The sequence below is a fragment of the Blautia sp. MB18-30 genome, from assembly GCF_023669475.1.
GTDB classification, from domain to species: domain Bacteria; phylum Bacillota; class Clostridia; order Lachnospirales; family Lachnospiraceae; genus Blautia_A; species Blautia_A fusiformis.
In genome coordinates this window covers 134,073-161,021 of sequence record NZ_JAMOYY010000003.1, presented here as the reverse complement: position 1 = coordinate 161,021, position 26,949 = coordinate 134,073, and the positions used below count along the sequence as shown (strand labels likewise).

General features: G+C 45.1%; 15 protein-coding genes and 7 tRNA genes. 18 read left to right on the top strand and 4 right to left on the bottom strand.

The window, feature by feature from the left end; all coding sequences use genetic code 11:
* The first annotated feature begins 186 nt into the window (after positions 1-186).
* The 7 genes from NCY57_RS02495 to NCY57_RS02465 all read left to right on the top strand — a co-directional run bounded on the left by NCY57_RS02495 (position 187) and on the right by NCY57_RS02465 (position 836).
* Positions 187-260, top strand: a tRNA-Asp gene (locus tag NCY57_RS02495).
* A gap of 29 nt (positions 261-289) precedes the next feature.
* A tRNA-Val gene (locus tag NCY57_RS02490) sits at positions 290-362 on the top strand.
* Positions 363-370: 8 nt separating this feature from the next.
* Positions 371-452 (top strand) — tRNA-Tyr (locus NCY57_RS02485).
* A gap of 7 nt (positions 453-459) precedes the next feature.
* A tRNA-Thr gene (locus tag NCY57_RS02480) sits at positions 460-532 on the top strand.
* 15 nt (positions 533-547) lie between these two features.
* Positions 548-621 (top strand) — tRNA-Met (locus NCY57_RS02475).
* 5 nt (positions 622-626) lie between these two features.
* Positions 627-699 (top strand) — tRNA-Phe (locus NCY57_RS02470).
* Between the two features lie 64 nt (positions 700-763).
* Positions 764-836 (top strand) — tRNA-Lys (locus NCY57_RS02465).
* Between the two features lie 302 nt (positions 837-1,138).
* On the opposite strand, the gene NCY57_RS02460 is transcribed toward NCY57_RS02465, so the two are convergent.
* Complete coding sequence (locus NCY57_RS02460; protein ID WP_173740147.1) at positions 1,139-1,558, bottom strand: DUF3592 domain-containing protein; 420 nt, start codon at positions 1,556-1,558, stop codon at positions 1,139-1,141.
* Between the two features lie 129 nt (positions 1,559-1,687).
* Here NCY57_RS02460 and NCY57_RS02455 point away from each other — a divergent pair, with 129 nt between their 5' ends.
* Positions 1,688-5,692, top strand: a complete 4,005-nt coding sequence (locus tag NCY57_RS02455; RefSeq protein ID WP_173740148.1) for a carboxypeptidase regulatory-like domain-containing protein — start codon at positions 1,688-1,690, stop codon at positions 5,690-5,692.
* Here the strand turns inward: NCY57_RS02455 and NCY57_RS02450 are convergent.
* A complete protein-coding gene (locus tag NCY57_RS02450) occupies positions 5,656-6,801 on the bottom strand; it encodes a metallophosphoesterase (protein WP_330605219.1) in 1,146 nt (381 codons plus the stop codon). The two genes, NCY57_RS02455 and NCY57_RS02450, sit on opposite strands and share 37 nt — an antisense overlap.
* 293 nt (positions 6,802-7,094) lie before the next feature.
* Between NCY57_RS02450 and NCY57_RS02445 the strand changes: the two genes are divergently transcribed.
* The 8 genes from NCY57_RS02445 (at position 7,095) to NCY57_RS02410 (ending at position 22,317) form a co-directional block, all read left to right on the top strand.
* On the top strand, positions 7,095-7,916 hold the full coding sequence (locus NCY57_RS02445) for a SpoIID/LytB domain-containing protein (RefSeq protein ID WP_173740150.1): 822 nt from the start codon (positions 7,095-7,097) through the stop codon (positions 7,914-7,916).
* A gap of 165 nt (positions 7,917-8,081) precedes the next feature.
* On the top strand, positions 8,082-9,050 hold the full coding sequence (locus tag NCY57_RS02440; protein WP_173723512.1) for a M23 family metallopeptidase: 969 nt from the start codon (positions 8,082-8,084) through the stop codon (positions 9,048-9,050).
* 255 nt (positions 9,051-9,305) lie between these two features.
* The gene (locus NCY57_RS02435) at positions 9,306-10,286 is read left to right on the top strand and encodes a LacI family DNA-binding transcriptional regulator (RefSeq protein WP_021652887.1); all 981 of its coding nucleotides are present in this window, start codon (positions 9,306-9,308) and stop codon (positions 10,284-10,286) included.
* A 541-nt stretch (positions 10,287-10,827) separates the two neighbouring features.
* The gene (locus NCY57_RS02430; protein WP_173740151.1) at positions 10,828-12,747 is read left to right on the top strand and encodes a PTS beta-glucoside transporter subunit IIBCA; all 1,920 of its coding nucleotides are present in this window, start codon (positions 10,828-10,830) and stop codon (positions 12,745-12,747) included.
* Position 12,748: 1 nt separating this feature from the next.
* Positions 12,749-14,176, top strand: a complete 1,428-nt coding sequence (locus tag NCY57_RS02425; RefSeq protein ID WP_173740152.1) for a glycoside hydrolase family 32 protein — start codon at positions 12,749-12,751, stop codon at positions 14,174-14,176.
* 432 nt (positions 14,177-14,608) lie between these two features.
* Positions 14,609-14,851, top strand: a complete 243-nt coding sequence (locus NCY57_RS02420; RefSeq protein ID WP_022426137.1) for a GIY-YIG nuclease family protein — start codon at positions 14,609-14,611, stop codon at positions 14,849-14,851.
* A 295-nt stretch (positions 14,852-15,146) separates the two neighbouring features.
* Positions 15,147-21,509 carry a leucine-rich repeat protein gene (locus NCY57_RS02415; protein WP_250789442.1) on the top strand — a complete coding sequence of 2,121 codons (6,363 nt, stop codon included), beginning with the start codon at positions 15,147-15,149 and terminating at the stop codon, positions 21,507-21,509.
* A 10-nt stretch (positions 21,510-21,519) separates the two neighbouring features.
* Entirely contained in the window at positions 21,520-22,317 is a 798-nt protein-coding gene (locus NCY57_RS02410) for a leucine-rich repeat protein (RefSeq protein WP_173739825.1), read from the top strand.
* Positions 22,318-22,481: 164 nt separating this feature from the next.
* Here NCY57_RS02410 and trhA read toward each other — a convergent pair whose 3' ends face one another.
* A complete protein-coding gene (trhA, locus tag NCY57_RS02405) occupies positions 22,482-23,147 on the bottom strand; it encodes a PAQR family membrane homeostasis protein TrhA (RefSeq protein WP_022426134.1) in 666 nt (221 codons plus the stop codon).
* Between the two features lie 343 nt (positions 23,148-23,490).
* Between trhA and ppk1 the strand changes: the two genes are divergently transcribed.
* Positions 23,491-25,605 (top strand): polyphosphate kinase 1, encoded by a 2,115-nt coding sequence (gene ppk1 / locus NCY57_RS02400; RefSeq protein WP_330605175.1) that lies wholly within the window; start codon positions 23,491-23,493, stop codon positions 25,603-25,605.
* Positions 25,606-25,718: 113 nt separating this feature from the next.
* Entirely contained in the window at positions 25,719-26,267 is a 549-nt protein-coding gene (locus NCY57_RS02395; RefSeq protein ID WP_022426132.1) for a stage V sporulation T C-terminal domain-containing protein, read from the top strand.
* 76 nt (positions 26,268-26,343) lie between these two features.
* Here NCY57_RS02395 and NCY57_RS02390 read toward each other — a convergent pair whose 3' ends face one another.
* On the bottom strand, positions 26,344-26,907 hold the full coding sequence (locus NCY57_RS02390) for a M15 family metallopeptidase (RefSeq protein WP_173739827.1): 564 nt from the start codon (positions 26,905-26,907) through the stop codon (positions 26,344-26,346).
* Positions 26,908-26,949: the final 42 nt, after the last annotated feature.

Genomic DNA, 26,949 nt, shown 5'->3' with positions numbered 1-26,949 from the left:
TGAAGTAAACCCCCTTGAAGACGACGAGGTAGATAGGGCAGAGGTGGAAGTGTGGTAACACATGGAGCTGACTGTTACTAATCGGGTGAGGGCTTGACCAAGAAACGCAGGTTAAGAATTGATTCAAAGAGTTTGATTAACGATCAACAAGCATGTATGTAGTTTTTAAGGTACAAACCTTAAAATGGCCCAGTGGCTCAGTTGGTTAGAGCGCCGCCCTGTCACGGCGGAGGTCGAGAGTTCGAGTCTCTTCTGGGTCGTTACAGCTTAGCTGTAACGAATTAAATATGGGATCTTAGCTCAGCTGGGAGAGCATCTGCCTTACAAGCAGAGGGTCATAGGTTCGAGCCCTATAGGTCCCATAGATTATGGATGGATTCCCGAGTGGCCAAAGGGGGCAGACTGTAAATCTGTTGGCACCGCCTTCGAAGGTTCGAATCCTTCTCCATCCACTTAAATGCCGATGTGGCTCAATTGGCAGAGCAGCTGATTTGTAATCAGCAGGTTATCGGTTCGAGTCCGATCATCGGCTTTTAACATTTAATAACGCGGGGTGGAGCAGTCTGGAAGCTCGTCGGGCTCATAACCCGAAGGTCATAGGTTCAAATCCTGTCCCCGCTACTTATGCCCAGATAGCTCAGTTGGTAGAGCAGAGGACTGAAAATCCTCGTGTCGCTGGTTCGATTCCGGCTCTGGGCATGTTTTAATGTAAAACATACAAACGGCTGGTTAGAAAAAGCCTGAGTATTAATTAATTTAATATGGGGTATTAGCTCAGTCGGTAGAGCACTTGACTTTTAATCAAGTTGTCCGGGGTTCGAATCCCCGATGCCTCACTTTTTAAGTGGATCAGATAAATTCCCATTTATTGCTCAAGGCAGTAGGTGGGAATTTTGTTTTATATCTGTGGAAGACGGTTACGTTGTGATTCAGCGTAACCGTCTTTTTTATATCATAGAAAATTACTTACTGACGAACGAATCAGCAGAGCCATCGAGTAGGATTTCAATGATAGGAGTATGTCAATGCGATAAAAAAATATTATGGACATTTTCGACAAAAAATGTTCACTTTGCGACAAATTTGACAAAGTTCAAGAGATAAAAATGTTATATAATTAGAGCATAGCTGTACAGTATTAAGACTTTATCATAAGAATGAGCAGGAAATCTGTTATGAGCAGGATTACTAGGAAGACAATACAGATGGTCATAGAATAGATATTCTGGATCTGGTTTGGATTCTGCGGATCACATTTAATCTGAACATGCTTTCCGGGGGCTTTGCCGAGGCGTAAAAACTCGATTCGGTCAGCTGTGTAGTTTTGTTCCTTGTAGGTGTAAGAGTACTTCACATAGTTATGATAATTGGAACTATGAGGCTTGTTAGGATTATTTGAGCGGCTGACAGATGATATAACAGCATCTACAGGTACGTAATCATGATATTTTATGGCGGAACAGATAGTTATTGCCAGAAAAAAAACAGTTCCGATTACGCAGCAGCCCAGAATAACCGGTAAAATTTGGCGTGCTTTTGGATTTACGGTGACACTCATGATTTTTCTCCTTTCTTGGTTGATAGTCTGATAATTTACGGGGGATTAATTATAAATGATTTCGAATGATCTCGAAAATTTATAATTGATGAACATTATAGCATAGTACAGCAGAAGGGAAAAGTGCTTATGAAGAGAAAAAGTGCATCAAAAAAATTGCTGCCGCTGATGCTGATCCTGATGTTGATCTTAGGAATCAGCATGCCAGCAAATGCAGCTGCAAATCCCAGACTGAACAGTACAAAAAAGGTTTTGTACGTGGGAAAAACATCACAGTTAAAGGTTGTAAACTGGAAGAAAGCCGTGAAATGGTCTTCTTCCAATAATAAAGTTGTAAAGGTTTCGTCAAAGGGAAAGATAACGGCTGTGAAGACCGGAACCGCAACAGTAAAGGCCAGAATTGCCAAAAAGACATTAACCTGTAAGGTTACAGTAAAAAGCCCGGGAATGTCAGTGAAAAAAGCCGTATTGTATGTAAAGGGAAAAAGTCTGCAGTTAAAAGTAAACGGTGTTTCGGGAAAGACGGTATGGAGTTCTGCCAATAAAAAAATCGTTAAAGTCAGCTCTAAGGGAAAAATAACAGCAGTAAAAACCGGAACAACCGTGGTTAAAGCTAAAATAGGAAAAAAAGTATATACCTGTAAGGTTACTGTAAAAAATCCTTATCTGTCTGCAAAGAGCTTAAAATTTGTATGGGGAACAGCGAATACATCCAGGAAACTTTCGATAAAGGGTGATGTGATCAAAGCTGCCTCAAGTTCAAATACAAAGGTTGCCAAGGTAAAAAAAGATGGTACGGTTTCTGTAACAGGAACAGGAACATGTACAGTAACCTTTAAAGATTCTAAGAAGAGAACATATCGATGTAAGATAACAGTTGTGAAACCAACACTGAAAAATCAAAAAGCTACTCTGGAAGAAGGGGAAAGTATCCAGCTTGGTTTTAAGGAAAAAGGTGTTAAAGTAAGCTGGTCATCTGCTGATCAGAAAATTGCAACAGTAACAAAAACAGGTGTTGTCCAGGCGGTCGGAGAGGGAAATACATCGATTGTTGCCAAAGTAAAAGGAATAAAAATCTTTGCAAGGATTTTTGTTACGAAAAAATACGTGCAGGATTCCGGACATGAATACACCAGAGGTGAATGGGTAAAACTTCTTCTGGATAAAGTTGGCTGCAAGTATGAAGAGCAGTTTGACAGCAAAAATTATTATTATGCTGATACCAGAGAAAATGAAAATGGAATCGCAGCAGAAATTGCAAAAACTATGGGAATCATTCCCGATGAAACCGATGAGCAGGATGTTCCATATTTTTATCCTGACGAATATGCAACAAGAGAGTTTGCCGCATATACAGCAGTAATGCTTATGGGATATGAAACTACGGATGAAGAACCGACATGTGCAGATGCGGCTCAGATCAGGTATAAAAATGTTGTAGCTATTGCACTGAAAAAGAATATGCTGTCTCTGAATGGAGATACCTTTGAACCGGAGAAGGCAATTAACGGAAATGATGCAGCTCAGATCTTAAAAGCTATCGACCAGATCACTGAGGACTCAGTAATTGATGAGAATTATGACAGCAAGGTTACCTATGCAACAAATGTAGTTGAAGTCAAAGATACTTCCAAAAATATATACAATGTTGTCCAGAATAGTGACGGAACGTATACGATCACAGTAAAAGATGGAAATGCTTATAAAAATCTGGAAACCGGAAAGGTTGTACTGTTTTCTGCAAAGGAAATGGGAACAGATACAGATATTGCATTAAAAGTCCAGAATATCACAAAGGACGGACAGGGACGTCTGATCATTAAGGCCGGCAAACCGGATGATATTTCAGAGGTTTACAAATCAATTGATTTTGAAGGTGCAGGAATTGCAGATCCGGAAAATATGCAGGTAACTGCAGAGGGTGTTCAATATGAGTATATTCCGGAAAATTCAAGTGAGGTGCCGGCAGGAGGACTTACTCTCGGCGGAAGTATTCCGGTTCCAGGTAAATTGAAATTTGATCTTAATCATAAATTTAATGATAAGGTGAAGCTATCCGGTTCTGTTGCTGTTACGATTCCGGATGTAAGCTGTAAGCTGGATGCCGGATTTAGCTGGGGAAAGATAGAGGTAAGGCATTTTATTGCGTCAGTTACAGGAAAAGCTGATTTCGAAGGCGGACTTTATATAAGTGGCGTGAATTCAGAGCAGCAGATCAAACATGCAAGTGGAACTATGGAAACAGTCAGCGATGTACTTGAACTGGGACGAGTTCCTATAAAGCTTGGGACAACTGGTCTTTCTGCAGATCTGGTGGTTTCTCTGTTTTATGATGTGTCCGGGCAGTTTGTTGTGAAATATTCCGTTGAAGCAACTGGCGGATATGAATTCAAAGATGGAAATGGAAGATTTATCCATGATTTCAGTCAGACTTTAACACCGGTCACAATAGAAGGATCTGCGAAATGCGGTCTTCAGTTTGGATTAAATCTGACTGCATTGGAGACATGGGATCTGGCAGGAATTGATATTAAGGTAGGACCTGCGGCAAAGGCAAGCGTATCCTATACAGTTCGTGATGCCGGAAATGTGCTTTGTTCTGATGTAAGAACCTATATTTACGCAGCGGGTGAGTTGAATCCGGATACGGTGGTCGGAAAGTTCCTGAAAATGGTATGGCATTATACGTTGTCCAAGGATTTTCTGTCTGATGATGACGATAATCCACTAAAATTGAAGGTTCATTTTGAAAATGGAACACTGGTGGATAAATGTACAGTCGGAGCCGGAAGCATTGAGGGAAGCGTTTTGGATTCAAACAGCAAAGCTCCTGTAAAAAATGCTAGCGTGGAAGCATATTCCGGAACAGTCAAGGTTGAAAAAACTTTCACGAAAGAAGATGGAACTTATTCATTTAATGATCTTGATGAAGGAGTCTACAAAATTGTTGTCACAGCAACCGGTTACCAGAAATATGAGAGCAGTTCCATGGAAGTATCAGCGAACCAGATCACATACGCAGAATCTTTCCTGATGGTATCCAGAGCAGAAGCCGGAGATGGTGAGCTGAGTGGAAGATTTATTCATTCCATGACCGGTGGAAATATAGAAAATGTAACTTATGAATTACGTAAGGGCTGGGATAATGTGATCGGAGAGACTGTGAAAGAAGGCGTATCAGCAGATGGAACCTATACGTTGACCGTGCCAGCCGGAAACTATACGCTGAATGCAAGCAATGAAGATTTTGTTTCTGCTCATATCAATGTTGTAGTTCAGGCAAATGCATGCAGTGAACGTGATGTAACAATGTCACCGACCAATATCAGTGCAGGAGATGAGGGACTTCTTCAGATCGTGCTTACATGGGGAGAAACTCCGCGAGACCTGGATTCTCATCTGCTGGGACCTGCTGATGAAAACGGAGATGACTACTTCCATGTATACTACAGGGATAAAAATGCATATTCAGAGGATGGAGATGTAATAGCAAATCTGGATCTGGATGATACAAGCAGCTATGGACCGGAAACAACAACCATATACAAAGGCTTCACCGGAAGAAAATATAGCTTTTATGTATACGATTATACAAACGGTGAAGATGATGCGAGTACAGAATTATCTGCTTCGTCAGCCAAAGTAACCGTTTACCGGGGTGGAAAACAGATCTACCAGGCAAATGTACCGGTTAACAGGGAAGGATACCTGTGGCATGTATTTGACTATGATGTACAGTCAAACAAGCTTATGCCAGTCAATACCTTTGTATATGATTATGAAGTGCCGGAAGCAAATGCAATGGAAGATAATTCAGGCATTATTTCAGAAACAGAAGCCCTTGCGATCATCCGAAACAGTGAAAAGAAAGCTGAAGAAGAGAGCAGCGAGGAACTCAATATGAGTTCTGAAGAAGGAAAGACGGACGATAATACTGAGGAAGAGATATTTGATGATTCCAGTGAAGAGCCGGAGATATCAGAAAGTGGTGATACGGCTGAAGTAATTGAGTTTCCGAAGGACTCTGAAACGGAAGAAGAAAATGACGGAACAGAAGAGGATAGTGAGAGTGCGGAGGAGCTGCCGGTGGAAGATATTTATGAGGGATCAGAGGAGTTAGGTCTGGCAGGATAAAAATGTACTGTGATCGAACAGATCTCGCTGTTTGTGGCAGTACGCATATTCGGGCCCCATATGCCGGCACCGGAGGTAACGATGTTGTGCATAGTCCCCTTTTTCAGGTAGCCGCAGGAATTTTCCCAGACCAGGCCGGTGATGATGTTCAGAGGGAACAGCTGGCCGTCATGAGTATGGCCGCAGAGATCAAGGTCTGCGCCTGCGGCTGCCACTTCATCCAGCTGACCGGGCTGATGATCCATAAAAATAATCGGGAGTGTTTTGTCAAGGTAGGCTGTAAGCTGGTCAGGATCCTTACGGGTGTCGGACATTTTTCGGCAGCGTGAAGGATCCTTACGGCCTGTCAGATAAAACCGTTTATCTATGAGGACGGTTTCGTCATCGAGAAGCCGGATGTTGGCAGATTCCAGAAAATTCCGCATTCTGGGATCATCATAATCTTTTTTTGCATTGCGGAAGGTAAAACCGGCCAGAATCGGTTCGCTGAGATCATGGTTGCCCCAACAGGCATAAACGCCGTATCTGGATTTCAGCGAACGGAGAATGGCCGCTGTTTTTTTCGGGTTTTTGATCCCTTCATATTCGTTATCAAAAATATCGCCGGCAATACAGATCAGATCCGGATATTCGGCGTTGATCTTTTTTACAAGAAGCCCGGCATGTTTTTCTCCGATACTGTAACCGAAATGAATGTCTGCGAGCAGGACAATCTTCAGGGAGTTCATTCCCTTCACCTGCTTGTCTATTTTCACATCATAAGTTTTTGTCTTAATGTTCCACTGATTAAAAATCCCATAGAGACTGACACCAATGATCAGAAGGGTGCAGACAGCGCCTGTGACTACGAAGGCTTTCCGGGAATACATCCAGGCCGGATGAAGCGTATGCTTCAGGATCAGTCTGCAGAGATCTGTAGTTACGATTACGATCAGGATGTAAAGAAATGTTCCCTGAAAATAATTTGCCGTATTTTTCAGGAAGCGATGGAGCGCAGGGGGCTTCCGGATGAGAAAACAGGTCAGAAGAGAAGTGGACAGAAAAATATAAACACCTGCAAAGCATGCCCGGAACGCAAAGGTCTGGAAAAAATGAGTGCAGGCACCCATCCACAAAATCATCCAGCGGACGATATAAATATTAATGAGAATATATAATGGTGCGAGAAAGATGGCAAGCATGGTGTGTGATACCTCCATTCGTGGCAAGCAATAAGCGGTGAGCAGGACTGATCGCTGCAGATACTTTTTGGATTGATACATAGCATTTCCATAAATTACTGCAGCATGTTCGGAATAACTTTTTTTGATGCATTGATTCATAGAACTGCTATAGTATACAGCAAATAATAATTTTTGGCAAAAGAACATATATTAGGAAAAAGAACGCTTATGGTGTTTTTATGAAAAAATATGCGCTTCTTCGATATTGTCTGGTGTTTTTAGCAATTGTTCTTCCTTATTTTTCGGCGGCAACCATTAATGGACCGGACAGGGTCCTGGCAGAGAGGGTGCCGGATATGGAAGAATATCTCCCGGTCATTGTTTTTTCGCAGATTTCCCCGGATATGAAAAAAGAAACCATAAAAGCGCAGACTGTGATCGCACGGTCGAATATTCAAAGGTGGCTGGGCGAGGGGAAAAATCTGGCAGAGATCCTGAGGGAAAACGGAAGTACAGAGGAAGTCTGGAGATATTTTTTTGCAGAAAAAAGGCAGATCTATGAGCAGGCAGAAAAAGAGACGGATGGACAGGTACTTACATATGAAGGAAAAGTGAGGCTGACTCCCTGGCATAAGAGAAGCGCAGGGAAAACCCGCAGCGGGGAAGAGGCTTTTCATGATGAGGCGTATACATATCTGAAATCGGCAGATAGCAGTGAGGACAAAAAATCTCCGGATCATATAAAAATCGTGGAAATTCCTGCGGGGCAGCTTTCCGGGGAGCTGAAGATCAAAAAACGGGACAGTGCCGGTTATGTGACAGAGCTTACGATTGGGGAAACACTTCTGGAGGGAGAAAGCTTTGCAGCGGGAATGGGACTGGAATCCGCGAATTTCAGTTTGAAGAAAAAGGATGATATTTATTATCTGCGAGTGCGTGGTAGCGGTCATGGTGTGGGATTTTCCCAGTTTGGTGGAAATGAGATGGCAAAAAACGGAAGCAGTGCGGAGGAGATCCTGAAAAAATATTTTCCGGAGATGGAGCTGAAAGCTGAGGATTAAAGAAAGTCAGGCATCCGAAGCAACGTCTGATAAAAAAATATTCAAAAAATGAATAGACAGCCATATTCTGGACACTCTATAGATATAGAAATGGTGACCGAAACGGCAGCTTTACTGCTTTTTCTGTTACTGAAAATGAACATATCAGACAGAGGTGGAAAGAATATGAAAAGTAAAATCGTGAGAGGTATTATCAACGGAGGTGTTCTGGCAGCAGTGGCGGCACTTGGGATTACTGTTTATCAGCTTGGAACAAAGCCCATCGCAGAAAATCCCCAGGAGGAAAATTCTGTACAGGTAGAAGAGACCGGGCTGGAAGAAGAGCTTTCGGACGGGGAAAACGCAGAGGATGCGGCAGCTGCCGGAGATGGCTGGCAGGATGCAGCACAGGATGAGATCTCTGATGGAGAAACCGGAGATGAAGCAGGTCTGTCAGGAGCTTCAGAAGCCGGAGCAGATGGAGTGACAGGAAGCATCCGTGAGACTGCAGGAAGTGGTACAGCCGAAAATGCAGCGGCAGATGCAGATAATGGAAGTGGTACGGAGGATAGGAGCGTGTCTGCGGCAGCAGGTGCAGACAGAAGCCGCACAGATGGCACTGGAAATACAGCAGATAATGCCGGAAATACATCGGCAGAGGGAGCGGTGAATAACGGAGCTGGAGCTTCCACAGATACCGCAGAGACCTCAGCTGTCGGAATTGCGGCACAGGCTTTGGATTTTACGGAGGATTCCATTATGGAATGGCCGGTCAGAGGAACGGTTCTTGTGGATTACAATATGGATGAAACCGTATATTATCCGACTTTGGATCAGTATCGTGTGAGCTCTGCCATTGCTTTGCAGGCAGTGGAGGATGCGCCGGTGTATGCGGCGGCAGATGGCCAGGTGCTTTCTGTTGTACAGGATGCCTGTACGGGAACGACTGTGACTATGGAGCTGGGAAATGGTTATCAGGCAGTATATGGGCAGCTGAAGGACCTTACTGTGGCAGAAGGTGACACAGTAAAGGAGGGCGAAGTGATCGGAAATATCAGCGCACCTACCAAATATTATTCTGTAGAAGGCCCGAATCTTTATTTTGCAATGAAAAAGGATGGCGTGCCGGTAGATCCGTTTGAATATCTGGAATGACAGGGAAAACCGAAAAACAGATATGCCGGGGAGATTTTTAGAAACAGAGTATGGAGGATACGGGATGGGAGATATATGCATCCCGTATTCTCTGCGTTGTGAAGCGTATTAGTGAGAACGGAGTGAGCAGTAATAAAAATTTCCATTTACATAGGAAAAGAATCTTTTTTACCGGAAAGAAACCGTGTATAATCTATATTATAAATATGCATACAAGGACAGATATAACAGGACAAAAGAAGAGGTACATAAGTTATGAACATTAATGAAATAGCCAGGCTTGCCGGAGTTTCCAGAGCTACGGTATCCAGATATCTGAATAATGGATATGTCAGCAGTGAAAAAAAGGAAGTCATCCGCAGGGTGATCCAGGAGACAGGATATCAGCCATCCTCCCAGGCACAGACACTGCGGACCAAAAAAACCAGTCTCATCGGTGTCATCCTTCCAAAGATCAATTCAGATACCATAAGCCGTGAGGTGACAGGGATCAGTGATATTCTTACACGGAGAGGATATCAGCTTATTCTGGCCAATACCAATAATGATGTGGAAGAAGAGCTGAAATACCTTTCTCTGTTTAAAGAACGTCAGGTGGACGGAGTGGTTTTTATTGCTACCATGTTTACCAGAAAGCATAAACAGATGCTGAAGGATTATAAGGTACCGATCGTGATCCTGGGACAGCATCTGGACGGATATCCATGTATTTATCAGGATGATCATAAAGCAGCTTTTCAGGTCACGGAGAAGCTGGCGGAGAAGGGGAAAAAGTTTGCCTATATCGGCGTTACAGATAAGGACGAGGCAGTTGGTGCCTGCAGGAAAAAGGGTTTTATGGATGCTATCCATAAAGCTAAGCTGGAGGTCGTGCCGGAGAGGATGAAGATCGGAAGCTTTACCATGGATTCCGGGTATGAGATGGCGAAGGAGCTTTTTGAGGAGGAGCCTTCCATAGATTCTCTTGTGTGTGCTACGGATACTATGGCGGTGGGAGCCATGACTTATTTGAAGGAGATCGGGCTTCGCATTCCCGAGGATGTTCAGATCGCAGGGATTGGGGATGGAGTTCCGGGTAAGATCGTGGAACCGAAGCTGACAACGGTACATTTTTATTATAAGACCAGCGGAATGGAGGCAGCAGCCATGCTGGCTGATCTTATTGAGAACGATACCGGGATCAGCAAGGAAATAAAAATGGGATGTGAGCTTGTGGAACGGGAATCTCACAGGTAACAGAGAATATCCTCGCAGACAGAGGAAGAAATTATAAGTTATTGTGGAACAGGAGCAGATCTTTTGGGAGAAAAAGACCTGCTTCTTTTGGTGTGGTGCTGTGTTATGGCTGAGCAAACACAGAAAAATGCCAGATTTTTTCTGCGATGTCCTGACTGGTTTGTCTGTTTTGCATCTGTTCTTATGGAATATGTACAATTTTGACTGAAGAAATTTGTGCGATGTTGCGGATTTACAAATAATAATGCAGTAGTTATAATACAAGTAAGATGTGAGAACGATTCCACATAAGAACACAAGCAATAACATAAAACATACCATTGAAAAGTGCTGAAATCATCAAAAAGCTTAAAAAATGGAAAAATTACCGTCCCTTGTATGAATGGATGTATGAAATCAATCTCATAAATAAATGAAAAACAATGGATCAGAGATAATAAATCCCGGGAAGCTGAAGAAAGAACAGACAGATCTGATCCGAAGAAAGGGAAAGAAGAAAGAGATGACTGTCCGGGAACAGTAGCAGAAAAGGAGGAAGGACATGGATTACAGAAAGACAGCACAGGAAATCTATGATCATGTAGGAAAGAAAGAAAACATCATTTCCGCGGCGCACTGTGCAACAAGGCTTCGTCTGGTCATTGCGGATAATGACAAGGCGGATAAGGAATATATAGAGAACATCGACGGTGTGAAGGGCGTGTTTTTCGCACAGGGACAGATGCAGATCATCCTGGGAACAGGAGTTGTAAACAAGGTTTATGATGAATTTATCCAGATCGCCGGAATATCAGAGAGTAGTAAGGATGAGCTTAAGAAGGTGGCAGCATCCAAGGCTAATCCGATACAGAGACTGATCAAGACACTGGGAGATATTTTTGTCCCGATCATCCCAGCTATCGTAGCAAGCGGATTTTTGATGGGAATCATGGAAGCCCTGAACTTTATGGTAAACAACGGCTTCCTGAATATTAACACCAATGGTTCCATTTATGTATTTGCACAGCTTTTCAGTAACACAGCGTACACATTCCTGCCGATCCTCATCGCTTACAGTGGTGCAAAAGTATTCGGCGCCAACCCTTACCTTGGTGCGGTTATCGGTATGATCATGATTCATCCGAATCTGCAGAACGCCTGGACAGTTGCCACGGAAGGCGTACAGGCCACACAGAAAGTATGGTTCGGACTTTACTCCATTGACATGGTTGGATATCAGGGACATGTAATCCCGGTTATCATTGCAGTCTGGGTACTGGCACAGATTGAGAAGAGACTTCATAAAGTCGTACCTGCAATGTTCGATCTTTTTGTAACACCGCTTGTCAGTGTTTTTGTAACCGGCTATCTTACACTTTCCATTATCGGACCGATCTTCGTAACAGTTGAGAACGGACTTCTGGATGGGATCCAGTGGCTGATCGCACTGCCATTTGGAATCGGAAGCTTTATCATGGGTGCCTTTTATGCACCGACTATTGTTGCTGGTGTTCATCACATGTACACTATCATTGACCTTGGACAGCTGGCCAAATTCGGCGTTACCTACTGGCTGCCACTTGCATCTGCAGCTAACATTGCACAGGGTGGTGCAGCTCTTGCTGTAGGCCTGAAATCCAGAAATCAGAAGATCAAATCCATGGCTGTTCCTTCTGCCTTAAGCGCATGCATGGGAATCACAGAGCCGGCAATCTTCGGTGTAAACCTCCGCTTCGGAAAGCCGTTTATCATGGGCTGCCTGGGTGGTGCATGCGGAGCACTTTTTGCCTCCATTAGCAGTCTTGGTGCCACAGGAACAGGTGTTACCGGTATCTTCGGAATCCTGCTGTGCCTGAATAATCCAGTTGGTTATATCCTGATGTTTGCCATCGCATTTGGTGTGGCTTTTGTGCTTACTTGGATGTTCGGATATAAGGATGAGGTACAGGAAACAGCTGAAAAAAATATTGAAGCAGAGAAAAAATCAGATGCTCCGGCAGAAATTGCCCAGGAGAAAACTTCAGAGACAGGTGCACAGACCCTCTACAGCCCGCTTGAGGGAACTGCGATCCCGCTTTCAGAAGTAAAGGATGCAACCTTTGCATCTGAAGTCCTTGGAAGGGGCATGGCAGTGATTCCGTCCAAAGGTGAAGTAAAAGCACCCTGTGACGCTACGGTTTCTACAATTTTTGACACAAAGCATGCCATCGGGCTTGCAACAGAAAGTGGTCTGGAGCTGCTGATCCATATCGGCGTTGACACTGTTGAGCTTGGCGGTAAATTCTACACCGCTCATGTAAAGGACGGTGACGTGGTCAAAAAAGGCCAGACACTGATCACCTTTGATATGGATGCTATTAAGGCAGCCGGCTATGATGTGACCACACCGCTGATCGTAACCAATACCGATGATTATGAAGAAGTAAAAATGCTTGCAGAAGGAACAGTAAATAATGGTTCTGAAGTACTGGAGGTAAAATAAAATGAGTTCTCTGACCAAGGTCCTTGCAGAGGAAGTGCGAAAAATCGAGGAAACGGCAGCAGTTGATAGGACGATGCAGACAAACCGTTTGACCCATCATCTGATGCCGCCTGTGGGATGGCTCAATGACCCGAACGGATTATGCTGGTACAAGGGAAGATATCATGTGTTTTTCCAGTATTCTCCGTTTGAGGCCAACGGTGGACTGAAATTCTGGGGACATTACTCCAGTGAAGATATGATCAGCTGGAGATATGAAGGGGTTCCGCTTCTGCCGGACAGCATTTATGACTGTCATGGTGTTTACTCAGGCTCTGCGATTGCGGAGAAAGATAAGCTTCATCTTTTCTACACAGGAAACATCAAGATGGATGGAGATTATGATTATATCAATAACGGAAGACAGTCCAGCACTCTTCATGTGGAGAGTGCGGACGGCCTTCATTTCGGAACAAAGGAGGTTGCAGTTTCCTGTGAGGATTATCCGGAGAATTACACCTGCCACATCCGTGACCCGAAGGTCTGGAAGGAGGGGGAAGAGTACCGGATGATCCTTGGCGGCCGTCAGAAAAGCGACCAGGGCGCCGTACTTTTTTACAGATCCGAAGATCTGAAGAACTGGAAATTTGACAGTGAGCTTACTACAGAAAAGGCATTCGGATACATGTGGGAGTGCCCGGATTTTTTCACTCTTGAGGGACAGGAGGTGCTTTCTGTATCTCCCCAGGGACTGACCAGAGAAGAGTTCCGTTTTCAGAACATCTATCAGTCCGGATACTTTATCCTGAAGGATGGAAAGCCGGAGGAAAAAGCTTTCCGGGAATGGGACCACGGCTTTGATTTCTATGCACCCCAGACATTCCAGGATGGAAAGGGCAGACGGATCCTGATCGGCTGGATGGGAATGCCGGATGCAGATGAGGAGTATGTGAATCCTACAGCAGAGAGCGAAGGCTGGCAGCATTGCCTGACTGTTCCAAGGGAAGTTACGTATAAAAACGGAATGCTTTATCAGTATCCGGTGGAAGAACTGAACGGGCTGAGAAAGACTGGCGTTTCTGTCAGCGGTTCCAGTGCGGAGATTCCGGTGAATGGACCGTTTGATCTGGATGTTCAGGTAAAAGGTGAGCAGGGTAAAGTGAGCCTTGGGGAAAATCTCTTCCTGGAATATCAGGACGGAGATGTGATCTTAACTCTCTCCGAGAAGGCCGGTGCCGGACGTAAAGTACGTAAGGCGCATGTTCCGTCCGGTAAGGTTGAAGCTTTCAGAATCCTTGCAGATACCACAGCAGTGGAAATCTATGTGAATGGTGGAGAAATTGTTTTTTCTACCAGGTATTATCCGGAAACGGATGAGCAGACTGTGAAGGTGGAGGCTGTGGAGTGTGATGGGAAGATTTATGTGCTGAAGAATTATGTGATGGAGTAGGCAGAGCTTATTGATCGTGAAATACAGCAAGATCAGAATACGAATACCTATAGAGCAGCTATGCAGTGAATTCCATATTCACAGAAATAAGAAATGACCGTATAATAAAGCAGGTGGGAAAATCCGCAGCCGGAATCCCGACCTGCTTTTATTTTTTTGATGTAAGTGAAATACATGAATTGTGCCGGCTGCTTGAGGATAGAAGGACGGCTGCTGAAGAAATGTTGGTGGCTGTCTTTACATAGAAAGAATGCGGCCGACTGGATGTTTGTTTTACAGGAGAGGAAATATCACGGAAGACAGATCACACTGTCCAGAAAAGTGTTCAGATATTTGTTTTACAGGAAGGCAAATATCAGGGTTGATGTTACTGAAGATGTACTGGCATTTGGCATTGTATTGCATAAATTTTTTATAGAAGAGGAGACTGCTATGAACTATACATACATCGTGCAGTGTGCGGACGGCACGCTCTACACCGGCTGGACAAACTGCCTTGCCAGGCGGATGAAAGCCCATAATGAAGGCAAAGCAGGCGCCAAATATACCCGGGCCAAAAGGCCGGTGAAGCTGGTGTATTACGAAGGCTTTGCCACAAAGGAGGAGGCCATGAGCCGGGAGTACCGGATCAAGCAGCTGACCAGGGAGAAGAAGCTGGAGTTGATGAAGTTCTGAAACTGTCGGAAATCTTTTCAATTCCGGATGCAGACCCGTCACTGGAGCTGAAGGCAGTCATGCTGAATATCAATAAGAGTAGTTCAATAAGAGCGAAAAGTTCTGCACGATACCAATATCAGAGCTTATCGCTCTTTTTGTATACACGGCAGGCGGGCAGCTGCAACGGAGGCAGAAAAAGACGCTTTATGATAATAAAAATCAAATATTTGGAATTGTGTGAATATTGTGAACATGGTAGAATAAACACAAAAATCAAAGAACTCAGTCAGCTGAGAAGAGGAAAGGAAAGAGGATGAAAAAGACAAAAGATTTTTGTCTCCGGCTTATGTGCTGTTTTCTGTTTCTGGGGTTATTTTGCGGAACAGAGGTTTTTGCAGCAGTTCAGGAGGGTAAGCCAGGAGAAACATTTTCCGGGGAATATGCAGTTATCATTAACACAGATACCACAAATCCCGGAAATACGGGAACCTTGCAGTTTGACGGGACATCGGCACAGGCGGCGGACTCTGAAGCAGAAGATTATGCAGTCGTGCAGGGTGGAAGCAATGCATCGGCGCAGGCGGCAACAGAGGGAACTGCGGGAGAGGCAGCAGATGTGGGGCAGGTACAGAGTTTGGAGGATGATCAGCTGCAGGCATACATGCAGGATGACCAACCGATGCTGACTGCTGTACAGGCTGCGGCGACCACCTATCAGGTAGGTGAAAAAAAGTACATCTATAGAACTAACGGCCATGATACATATGGAAAAACATATGTATGCATCGGAGTTGGGGAACACTGCTATGTGTGGATGGATGAGACCCTGAAGGCAGATTACGATACCGCAGGGAAAACATCTCTGATTGCTGCGGATATGGCAGCTGTCTACGATGGTCAGCCTTACCGTATCCTTAACCAGCTCTGTGCAGGTGATTTTCCGGCACAGGATGGCTCAGGCAAGCTGTCGATCCTGCTGGAGTCTTTAAGCAGCGCCAGCGGTATGTATATGTATGATGAAGGGATCACAGCAATCCATATCAACACACCGTCAGCATCCTCTTATGTTTCGGGGGAGATGTCAAAGCGAAATGGCCTTCTTGTTCATGAGGGACAGCATGCAATCCTCTGGCTGAAAACCGGATTTATGAGTACCGGCAGATATTCGTGGCTGAATGAGGGTCTTGCAGTGGCTGTCATGGACTATCTCTGGGGAGGAACGGACAGCAGCGGCTGGCTGAATGGTATTGGAAGTAATACGGTCATCCGTTCAGGATCTTCGCTGATCTACGAGAATTACCGGGATGACAATGCACAGGACTATGGAATGCCGTATCTTTTTGTAAGATATGTTATCGACCGGATGGCAGGAAGCTATCAGCCTATGAAGGTGCTTCCAAAGTTTTATACGATCGATGCTTCTTCTCTCAGCTGTGAGCAATATCTGGAGAAAGTAACCGGAGTTTCTTTTAAGGAGCTTATGGCGGATTTTTATACGGCAGTTGCAGCCGGTGAGAGCTCCGGTAAATACAGCTTTTACGGGGATACCATTGCTGCGGCAAAGGCAGCGACATTTCCGTTTTATGCAGGGGACAGCAATGAAAACCATACATTGCCGGCAGCATCGGCAATCCTGGTGAAGCTGTCGAACGGTAAGTTTACCGTTCCGACGGATGGCTCCGCAGGGATTGTTTATCGTATCATTGGAAGCAGAAGCTCTTCCCTTGCACCGGCAGAGGGAGATGGTACGTTTGCAAATCCATATAAGATATCTTCGATCGATGATCTTAATCTGATTCAGGCAAACCAGGGAGCATACTATCGTCTGACAAAAAATATCAGTACAGACGGAAGGACAAATTTTTCGGCATCGTATTTCAGTGGAACGCTGGACGGAGCCGGTTTCACAATAACCGGTCTCCAAAAGCCTCTGATCCAGCAGAATGCAGGAACGATAAAGGATCTGAATATTGTTGCGGATTTTGATTATGACAGTCATGATATCCATGGTGTTGTGGCACAGTATAATACCGGTAAGATCCAGGATTGCAGGGTAACCGGAACGGTAACAGGACATATGGGCTCTACCAGTTCCATGAGCCATCCGGCTTTTGGCGGGATTGTCGGAGAGAATGAGGTGGCCGGTACTATCAGCGGCTGTTCGTCCGGAGTAAATATTTCCATATCCATGACAGCTACAGACAGCTATGTTGGTGGTATCGCAGGAGTAAACATTGGTACTATTGAAAAATGTGTTGCAGGAGGAAATCTTTCTGTCACACAGGCTAACGGAAATTCTTATCAGGTTTACCTTGGAGGCATTGCCGGCCGGATCGAACAGTTTGGAAACATGGGCGGATATGTGAAACAGTGTGCTTTTACAGGTACGCTTCGCGTGACTGGCGGAACAGCAGTTACAGGTCAGATCTGTGCACAGGTAAATGCAAATGTACTCAATTCTGCTATCGGTCTGAATGGACATGTTTCGGACTGTTATGGTAAAAACGGCCAGGGAGCGCTCATTGGGACAAACACGGAACAGACGCTTACAACAGGTGGTGTTCTTACAGCAGAGCAGATGAAGAATCCGAACTCATATAAAGGCTGGAGCTTTGACGGAGACTGGCAGATTTCCAAGGATGGACTGCCGGAACGTGCAGATGCATCGGCGATCAGATCGCTGTCTGTTTCCGGTGTACCGAAAGAATGTTACGTGGGAGAAGTTCCGGCGTATTGGGGAAGGCTTATTGTTAATAATTCTACATCAGTAACGATCACGAAGGATATGATCGCCGGATTTGAAAATTCGGAAACGGGGACAAGGGAACTGACGATCAATTATAAGGGAAAACAGACCAGCTGGTCGATGACAGTCGAAAAACCATCTGCCAGTGATATTACAAGTATTGTGCTTTCCGGTCATCCGAAGACGACATACAGTGAAAACCAGAAGTTTGATCCTTCAGGCGCCAGCTTTTTTGCCACAATAGGTGGACGTTATGTATATATTTACAGTGGCTTTTCCTATGATAAAACAGGTCCGCTGAAGTCTGAGGATACCTCCGTGATATTCAATTATTTTGGAAAAGAAATTCCGGTAAGTATTACGGTAACAGCCAGAAAAGCAAAGAAGCTTTCCGTGCTTGCAGCACCGGCAAAAACTCAGTTTACAGTTGGGAACACGCTGGATCTGTCCGGTGTGAAACTGCAGATCACATATAATGATGGGACGCAGACCCCGATATTTAAAGCGGATGAGCTGGAGAAATATGGTGTTCATGTTGCTTTTGGAAAGAATGGATCCTTTACAACGGTTGCAGCAGATAAGGTTCTGGAAAGTGATGACAGCGGAAGTACGATCGTATTTTATGCGACGGATAAACTGCCGTCAGAGTATGGCTCGGTAGTTGTGGCGTCATCGACGATCACGGTGCGGAGTCCGCTGACTGTACCGGCACTGGATTTGTATGTCAGTGTAGGAAAAAGTGCGGCGCAGTATCTGTGCACAGATAATGTGACTGGTGGAAGTGGAACGTATGCGACTACAGTAATTGAGGAAAAGCTGCCGGCAGGATTGAATCGCACGAATCTGCCCGGAGAAAAATATAATGCTTTTGGCTATACGGGTGTTGTTACGGCGTCAGCCGGAGATTACAGTTCACAGTATAAGATCAGCGATACAGAGACACAGGAGAGTATTCAGGTGACTGTGACGATCCATGTGGTTCCTTCTGATCAGGCTGCATTTTACAGTTTTGTGCTTAAGAAGGTGGAAAATCCTGGACTGAAGCAGGATGTTATCGGTGCGATCGGGGAGGATACGATCGTTCTTCGGGTGCCGAAGGGGACGAATGTTACAAAATTGAAGCCTTCGATTGATTATGGCTCAGGTATGGGAACTGGACTTTCTTCAGACTTCTGGAATGGTTCGACGCATGATTTTACCAGCCCGGTTGTATATACGCTTACAGCGCCGGATGGGGTTACAAAGAAGTCTTATACGGTAAGTGTGGAATTTTATGATGATACTTCGGAGGAAGTACAGTCTGGTGACGAGATTCTTTCACCGGCTGATAATGCGAAGATCAGCTGTAAGGACAGTGAGGAGATTATCCTTAAAGGATGGGCCGGAGACAGTTCAAGAGAGATTTCACTTTTTAAATATGTGGTAAATGGAATCAGTTATACTACATCCGCGAATGCCACTACACAGACAATCCCGAATGCCAGGGCATATGAAGTGAAGATTTCCGGAAGCAGCTTGAAGGAAGGAAATAATACTCTGGAAATCTGGGTGATGTATGCTGATAATTCAGGCACCGGAAGCGGCGGCACTTTAAAGAAACTCGGCACAAGAACTGTTGTTAAGGAAGGTCACAAAGCAGTGAAAGACGCAGCGGTAGCAGCCACCTGTGAGACAACCGGAAAAACCGAAGGAAGTCACTGTAGCGTCTGCAATACAGTAATAAAGGCCCAGACCACAACAGCAGCGCTTGGCCACAGCTGGGACGGTGGAAAAGTAACAAAAGCAGCGACCTGCACCACAGCCGGAACAAAGATCTACACTTGTACCCGCTGCAAAAAGACACGCACAGAAACGATCGCAGCCACAGGTCACAAGGCGGTAAAAGACGCGGCGGTAGCAGCCACCTGCGAGACCGCAGGAAAGACAGAAGGAAGTCATTGCAGTGTCTGCAACACAGTGATCAAAGCCCAGACCACAGTGGCAGCGTTAGGCCACAGCTGGGACGGAGGAAAGGTAACAAAAGCAGCGACCTGTACCGCAGCCGGAACGAAGACCTACACCTGTACCCGCTGCAAGAAAACACGCACAGAAACGATCGCAGCAACAGGCCACAAAGTAGTGAAAGACGCAGCAGTAGCAGCTACCTGTGAGACAACCGGAAAAACCGAAGGAAGTCACTGCAGCGTCTGCGGAACCGTACTCAAAGCCCAGACCACAACAGCGGCATTAGGCCATGATTACGGAGAGTGGAAAACAATAAAGGCTGCAACTTATACAGAACCGGGACAGGCAGAAAGAGTTTGCAGGAGAAATGCATCACACAAAGAATACAGACAGCTTCCGATACTGGAAAAAGCGAAGATCGATCTGTCAGCCTGCAGCATTCAGTTGTCAGAACAGACCTATGTATATGATGGAACCGAAAAAACACCGACAGTAACCATCACTTACAACGAAAAAACACTGACAGAAGGAAAAGACTACCAGGTATATTTCGCAGATAATGTAAATCCAGGAACAGCAAAGATCACTGCGATCGCCAAAACCGACAGCGATTATACAGGAACAGCCACAATAACCTTTGAGATCCGAAAATCACTTCCGGAAAATGCAACTGTGATCGAACCGGGCGCATTCAGTAACTGTACAAACCTGGTGGATCTGAATATCAAAGAAAACGTAACAGAAATAGGCGACAACGCATTTGCAGACAGCAAAAATCTGCAGAATATCTATTTCTACGGCAACAGCCCGAAACTCGGAAATAACATCTTCAAAAATGTAACTGCAACCGTATACTATCCATACACAGACAAAACCTGGTCTCTGGATATTCTCCAGGATTACGGTGGAAACATTACCTGGGTGCCATGGGATCCAAAAACAAACAGTCCGGCAAAACGAAGCCTTGCGCTGTGTGATATCAAGATCACAGAGCAGAAATACACCTATGACGGAACCGAAAAAACACCGGAAATGGTCATCATGGATGGAAACTATACACTGCAGAAAAATACAGATTACACCGTAAAATGCAGCAATAACACCAATGCGGGAAATGCAGAACTGGAGATCACAGGAGCCGGAAATTACAGCGGAACCTATAAAGCAGGATTCCTCATCGAACAGACAGAGCCGAGCCTGAAATTTGACAAAAAAACAATAACTGTAAAATACGGCACAAAACCATTCCTCTGTGTGCTGTCTGAAAAAACAACAGATGGAACCATAACCTACAGTTCCAGCAACCCGAAAGTTGCAGCTGTCGATCCATCCACCGGTAAAGTAACCATCAAAGGCGGAGGAACCGCGGCGATCATGGCATACGCTGCAAAGGGAACCAATTATACCTCCGGTTCCACATTCTGCACCATCAAAGTAACGAAACGCAGCAATACCATCAAAGCATCCAATATCCGGCGGACCTGGTATGCAAAAGCCAGAAAGATCAGCATCAATGCAAAAGCTTCCGGAAAAGCTCAGCTGAAATATTCTTCCAGCAGTAAATCTGTAAAAGTAGACAAACAAGGAAGGATCACCATTGCGGCAAAATTCACCGGCAGTGCAAGGATCACGATCCGTTCTTCTGCCACAGCAGGATATAATGCCGCCACAAAGAGTATTACAGTCACAGTGAATCCGGCAGGAACCACCCTGACGACAGCAAAGAACCTGTCCGGCAGAAAAGCGCAGATCACATGGAAGAAAAACCGATACGTGACCGGATATGAGATCCAGTATTCCGTAAACAAAAATTTCAGATCCGGCAGCAAAAAAACAGTGGCCGGAGTATCCAAAACGAAATACACGCTGACAAAGCTTCAGAAAAACAAAACGTATTATGTAAGGATCCGCACATACAAAAAATCAGGAACAAAGAAATACTATTCTTCCTGGAGCAAGGTAAAAGCAGTAAGGATCAGAAAGTAGAGGCATGGAAATGAGGATAAATAAAAAAATACTTGCAGGGCTTACAGCAGTCAGTATGCTGACCTGCGGGATATGGATGGAAAGTGTTTTTGCGGCGGATACATTCAGTGCGGAGGAGTCAGCAGAAGCTGTATCGGATACTGTGACGGATCTGTCGGCAGAATCCATTACAGGGATTGAAACAGGAGAAGCTCCGGCAATGGATGCAGCAGAAATTTCCGAAGCAGAACCGGAAAATAAATCTGAGATCTCAGAGACACCAGACATGTCAGAGGAACCGGCAGTACCGGATGATACGGAAACAGCGGACGTTTCAGAGGCACCGGATAATCCGGAGACACAAGATACATCGGAAATACCGGAAGAAATAGAGCTTCCGGAAAATGAAGAAGCGGACATTCCGCAGGAAATGCTCCCGGATGATCAGGAAGATCAGCCGGAAGCAGCATTTGAGGAGAGCGCAGCATCGGAAGATATGGAAACAGAAATCGATCCGGCAGGAGAAAAGAGTGGTTTTTGCGGAGCGGAGGAGAATACCGTATCCTGGAGCCTTGATGAAAACGGAGTTCTCGAGATCACAGGACAGGGAGCTATGAATGAATGGCAAAATGAGGAAGAAGTCCCCTGGAATGGATACCGCGACCAGATAACAGAGGTCCGGATCGAGGAAGGCGTTACCAGCATCGGACCTTATGCATTTGCAGACTGCGAAAATCTTGTAAAGCTTGACATTGCGGACAGCGTTCAGACTATAGGTGCATTTGCATATTTTAACTGCAGTGGCCTTTCCACACTGACCATCGGCTGAGATCATCGGGATCACAGGCCGGATCAGGTATAATAAGAAGCCCCGGAACACGAGGCAACTTCAGAGAAGTCATAACTTCAACTTCCTGAGGTCTGCCCGTATTCCGGGGCTTTAAGTTTTGCAGATATTCGAGGAGGCTTTTATCCATCTGACTACAGAGTAACTCAGTGGATTGCCATACCGGCTACGAAGAAATACATTACAACAAAATGGCACACACTTCCCAGCATCACAAAAACATGAAATACTTCGTGGGAACCGAAATTCTTATGCTTCGCATTGAAGATCGGAAGCTTCAAAGCATAGATCACACCGCCGATGGTATAGATGATACCGCCGGCAAGGAGCCATCCGAAGCCTGCGCGGGGCAGATTGTGGAAGATCGGAACAAAAGCAAGTACACACAGCCAGCCCATTCCAATGTAGATCACAGAGGAAAGCCATTTCGGGCAGTTGATCCAGCAGCCCTTGAGGATCATTCCGATGATGGCAACGGTCCATACGAGGGCACAGAGGATATAGCCGGTGCGTCCGTGGAGAACGATCAGGCATACAGGAGTGTAGCTGCCGGCGATCATCACAAAGATCATCATGTGATCCATTTTTTTCAGACGGCGGTTCACCTTGACTGTAGAGTTTACGGAATGGTAAAGTGTGCTTGCCAGGTAAAGAAGGATCATGGTAAGGATAAAAACACTTACTGCAAAAACATGGAGAACGTCTGCGCTTCTGGCCGCCTTCACGATCAGCGGAGTGGCTCCGGCCACGGCAAGAAGCATGCCGATTCCGTGGGTTATGGCACTTCCCGGATCTTTTAATTTAAATTTCATATAAAAACACCTCCTGCAAAAAAACTGCTGTTTATATCATATGGACAACTTCATGATCAGTTCATCAATGATGGATCATAGTGACGTTTCACGATATAGCAATGTAGAAATTGATAAAATAACATGTAGTATTCAAAACTACATATCAAGTATATGAATACTATACCACTATTATTCAAAAATGCAACCCCTAATTTCAAAAAAAATTTTATCAGGATTTTACAAAGTCTTGTTATTGAATAAACATTCGATCAGTATACTTGTATGCAAACCGTGAAGCAAAGGCATTCATGAACCTGCAGTCAGGCAAAATCTGGATGCCTGCTTGATATGATACGGATAAATACAGACAAAGTCGGCCGAAAAAGAAAAATACATGGCGACGCAGGAGGAAAAAATGGCAGATACAATATACATGAACAGGGAATTATCCTGGCTGAAGTTTAATGAAAGGGTACTTGAGGAGGCTGAGAATCCGGAAAATCCGCTGTGTGAACGCCTCACATTTGCGTCTATCTATCAGAGCAACCTGGATGAATTTTACATGGTACGTGTGGGATCTCTGGTGGATCAGATGCTTCTGGCAAAGGATATCCGTGAAAATAAAACCAATATGACGCCGGAGGAACAGCTGGACGCGATCCTTGCCAGAACAAAAAAGCTGAACCGGAAAAGAGATGTTGTTTATGAAGAGATCATGGAAAAGCTGGAACAATACGGCATACATATGCTGAATTTCCATAAGATCGAAAAAGAGGATCGCAATTATCTGGACCGCTATTTTGAAGCAGAGGTGGCTCCGGTTATTTCTCCGTCTATCGTCGGAAAAAGACAGCCGTTTCCATTTCTCCGGAATAAGGAGATCTATGCGGTAGTAGTTCTGGAAACAAAAAAAGGAAAAGAAAAGCTGGGTATCATTCCGTGCAGCAGTGCAGGTATCCAGCGTCTGATCCCGGTTCCGGGAAAAACCGGCACCTACATGTTGTCTGAAGAGCTGATCCTTCACTTTGTTTCAAAAATCTTCAAGGGCTATCACATCAAGGCAAAGTCCCTGCTTCGTATTACCAGAAATGCGGATATTGACGCAGATGCTCTTTATGATGAAGATCTGGATTACCGTGAGTTTATGGTAGAACTGATCAAGGCAAGAAAGAAACTGGCACCGATCCGTCTGGAGCTGTCAAGAGAAATGGACGGAGATGTTGTTGAAACACTTTGCGAGTATCTGGAAGTGGACAAGAATTATGTATTCCGGGGAGATATACCACTGGATCTTTCTTTTGTATTCCAGATCCAGGATGGCCTGAGAAAAAGAACAGAGCTTTTTTATGAAAAAAGAATTCCTCAGAAGTCTCCTCTGTTTAACAATCACGAACCGATCCTTGACCAGATCGCGAAAAAGGACCGTTTTCTTTCCTACCCATATGAAAGCATCAAGCCGTTTCTTACAATGCTTCATGAGGCTGCCAATGATGAGGCTGTAGTTTCCATTAAGATGACACTCTACCGTGTGGCAAAACAGAGTAAGGTTGTGGAGGCTCTGATCGAAGCAGCAGAAAACGGAAAGGAAGTTTTCGTTCTGGTGGAGCTGAAGGCGCGTTTTGATGAGGAAAACAATATTGGATGGTCCCGGCTCCTGGAGGATGCGGGCTGTCACGTGATCTACGGTCTGGATGGTTATAAGGTACATTCCAAGCTTTGCCAGATCATGAAGAAAAAAGATGGAAATGTGGAATATTATACACAGATCGGAACAGGAAACTACAATGAAAAAACAGCTCGTCTGTATACAGATCTTTCTCTGATGACTGCGGACCCGAAGATCGGTATGGAGGCGGCCAGAGTGTTCCAGGCACTGGCAATGGGAGAAACCGTTGAAGATATGGAGTATCTTCTTGTGGCACCAAGATGTCTTCAGAACAAAGTGCTTGCCATGATCGATGAGGAGATCGAGCATGCGAAGGCCGGAGAACCGGCATATATTGGCTTGAAAATGAATTCTCTGACAGATAAACGTATTATGAGCAAGCTTGTAGAAGCATCCTGTGCAGGAGTACACATTGATATGGTGATTCGTGGTATCTGCTGTCTGATCCCGGGAGTGAAGGGACAGACAGAAAATATCCACATTATCAGTATTGTAGGACGTTTTCTGGAACATTCCCGCATTTATATTTTCGGAACACAGGAGAGAGCAAGGATCTATATTTCCTCTGCGGACTTTATGACAAGAAATACTCTTCGTCGTGTAGAAGTTGCGGCACCTATCGAGGATCCGGATATCCGTATGCAGATCCAGGAAATGTTTGTGACAATGCTCAGTGATAATCGAAAAGCAAGGAGCATGAACAATAAGGGAATTTATAAGATCGAACCATCCGATAATGCTCCGCTTAATTCTCAGGAAGTATTTCTGCAGCAGGCATACGACAATGCGGCTCCTGCGACAGATAAATAAGAGATTTTTATGCATATTTCTCCCAGTTTTTCGCATAATAACCATATGAAAAACAAATAGTTAACATAACATTGACGTACAATGAACAGAAAATACAGGAGGAATTCAGGAAGATGAAAGCAACGGGAATTGTTCGCAGGATCGATGATCTGGGCAGGGTTGTGATTCCAAAAGAGATACGAAAGACACTGCGGATCAAGGAAGGAACGCCACTGGAGATTTTTACAGACAGGGAAGGACAGATCATCCTGAAAAAATATTCGCCCATTGGAGAGCTGAATACGTTTGCTGCGGAATATGCGGAAGCGCTGGTACAGACCACCGGACTGACTGCCTGTATTACAGATCGTGATCAGGTCGTGGCGGCATGCGGCAGCGGAAGCCGGGAACTGGAAGGAAAAGAGATCAGTTCTGATCTGGATGCAGTCATTGCCGGCAGAGAATGCAGACTGATCAGTCGGAGCAGCAGGGAAAATATCCCGATCATTGTCGATGACAGTGATTCTTTTGAACGAAAAATGATACAGCCTGTTCTGTGTGCCAGCGATGCGATCGGGGCCGTGATCCTTCTGTCCAGAAGCGAAAAAGCGGAAATGGGTGACACGGAGCGTGCACTTGTCCGCACAGCAGCCGGTTTTCTTGGCAGACAGATGGAGCAGTAAACGTGCATCAGATGTACAGAAAAATGTGTGAAGATCAAGATATAAACATCAGATGCAGATGCCAGGAGGCAGCAGATCAGGGAGGGTGCGGGCACCGGGAAGGAAAACTGTGGTATTCTTCCAGAGTCAGATTTGTGATGGTGAGCCAGGAAGCCAGAGGTTTGGTCACATAGCGGATGTGCCAGGGCTCGTAAGGGATGCCGGTGATCTCCTCTTTACTTTTGGGGTACCGGAGGATAAAACCATAGAGCGGAGCGTTCTTTTTCAGCCAGCGGCCTTCTCCTGTTGCGGAAAACCTTTCGGAGAGCTCCATATGGATGGAAGGACAGGATACATCCAGAGCAAGTCCGCTCTGGTGCTCACTTGTTCCTGGCTCTGCAACGAAAGGACTTCCTGTAAAAAGCTCCTTCTGTCGCTGGTAGGAACGATATCCGGAAACTGCCCACAGGTTCAGACCGCATCTGTGACAGGCATGGAAAAGCTGGGAAGCGGCTTTTGCAGCCTGATACTCCAGAAGCCGCTTCGGATCTCCCGGTGCTGCTTCAAATGGAAGTCCGATATCGATAAGATGTTCCGGCACAAAGGCTTCCGGCAGAGGATGCTCCCTACTGATCAGCCGGGTATAAAATTCTCTGTGCAATAAAAACCCTCCTTTCCTTATCCATAAGCTTATGATAAGAAA

Excerpts from the sequence above, each read along its gene's own strand:
- NCY57_RS02460 (WP_173740147.1), bottom strand. The coding sequence starts at position 1,558 with ATGAGTGTCACCGTAAATCCAAAAGCACGCCAAATTTTACCGGTTATT.
- NCY57_RS02455 (WP_173740148.1), top strand. The coding sequence starts at position 1,688 with ATGAAGAGAAAAAGTGCATCAAAAAAATTGCTGCCGCTGATGCTGATC.
- NCY57_RS02450 (WP_330605219.1), bottom strand. The coding sequence starts at position 6,801 with ATGGGTGCCTGCACTCATTTTTTCCAGACCTTTGCGTTCCGGGCATGC.
- NCY57_RS02445 (WP_173740150.1), top strand. The coding sequence starts at position 7,095 with ATGAAAAAATATGCGCTTCTTCGATATTGTCTGGTGTTTTTAGCAATT.
- NCY57_RS02440 (WP_173723512.1), top strand. The coding sequence starts at position 8,082 with ATGAAAAGTAAAATCGTGAGAGGTATTATCAACGGAGGTGTTCTGGCA.
- NCY57_RS02435 (WP_021652887.1), top strand. The coding sequence starts at position 9,306 with ATGAACATTAATGAAATAGCCAGGCTTGCCGGAGTTTCCAGAGCTACG.
- NCY57_RS02430 (WP_173740151.1), top strand. The coding sequence starts at position 10,828 with ATGGATTACAGAAAGACAGCACAGGAAATCTATGATCATGTAGGAAAG.
- NCY57_RS02425 (WP_173740152.1), top strand. The coding sequence starts at position 12,749 with ATGAGTTCTCTGACCAAGGTCCTTGCAGAGGAAGTGCGAAAAATCGAG.
- NCY57_RS02420 (WP_022426137.1), top strand. The coding sequence starts at position 14,609 with ATGAACTATACATACATCGTGCAGTGTGCGGACGGCACGCTCTACACC.
- NCY57_RS02415 (WP_250789442.1), top strand. The coding sequence starts at position 15,147 with ATGAAAAAGACAAAAGATTTTTGTCTCCGGCTTATGTGCTGTTTTCTG.
- NCY57_RS02410 (WP_173739825.1), top strand. The coding sequence starts at position 21,520 with ATGAGGATAAATAAAAAAATACTTGCAGGGCTTACAGCAGTCAGTATG.
- trhA (WP_022426134.1), bottom strand. The coding sequence starts at position 23,147 with ATGAAATTTAAATTAAAAGATCCGGGAAGTGCCATAACCCACGGAATC.
- NCY57_RS02395 (WP_022426132.1), top strand. The coding sequence starts at position 25,719 with ATGAAAGCAACGGGAATTGTTCGCAGGATCGATGATCTGGGCAGGGTT.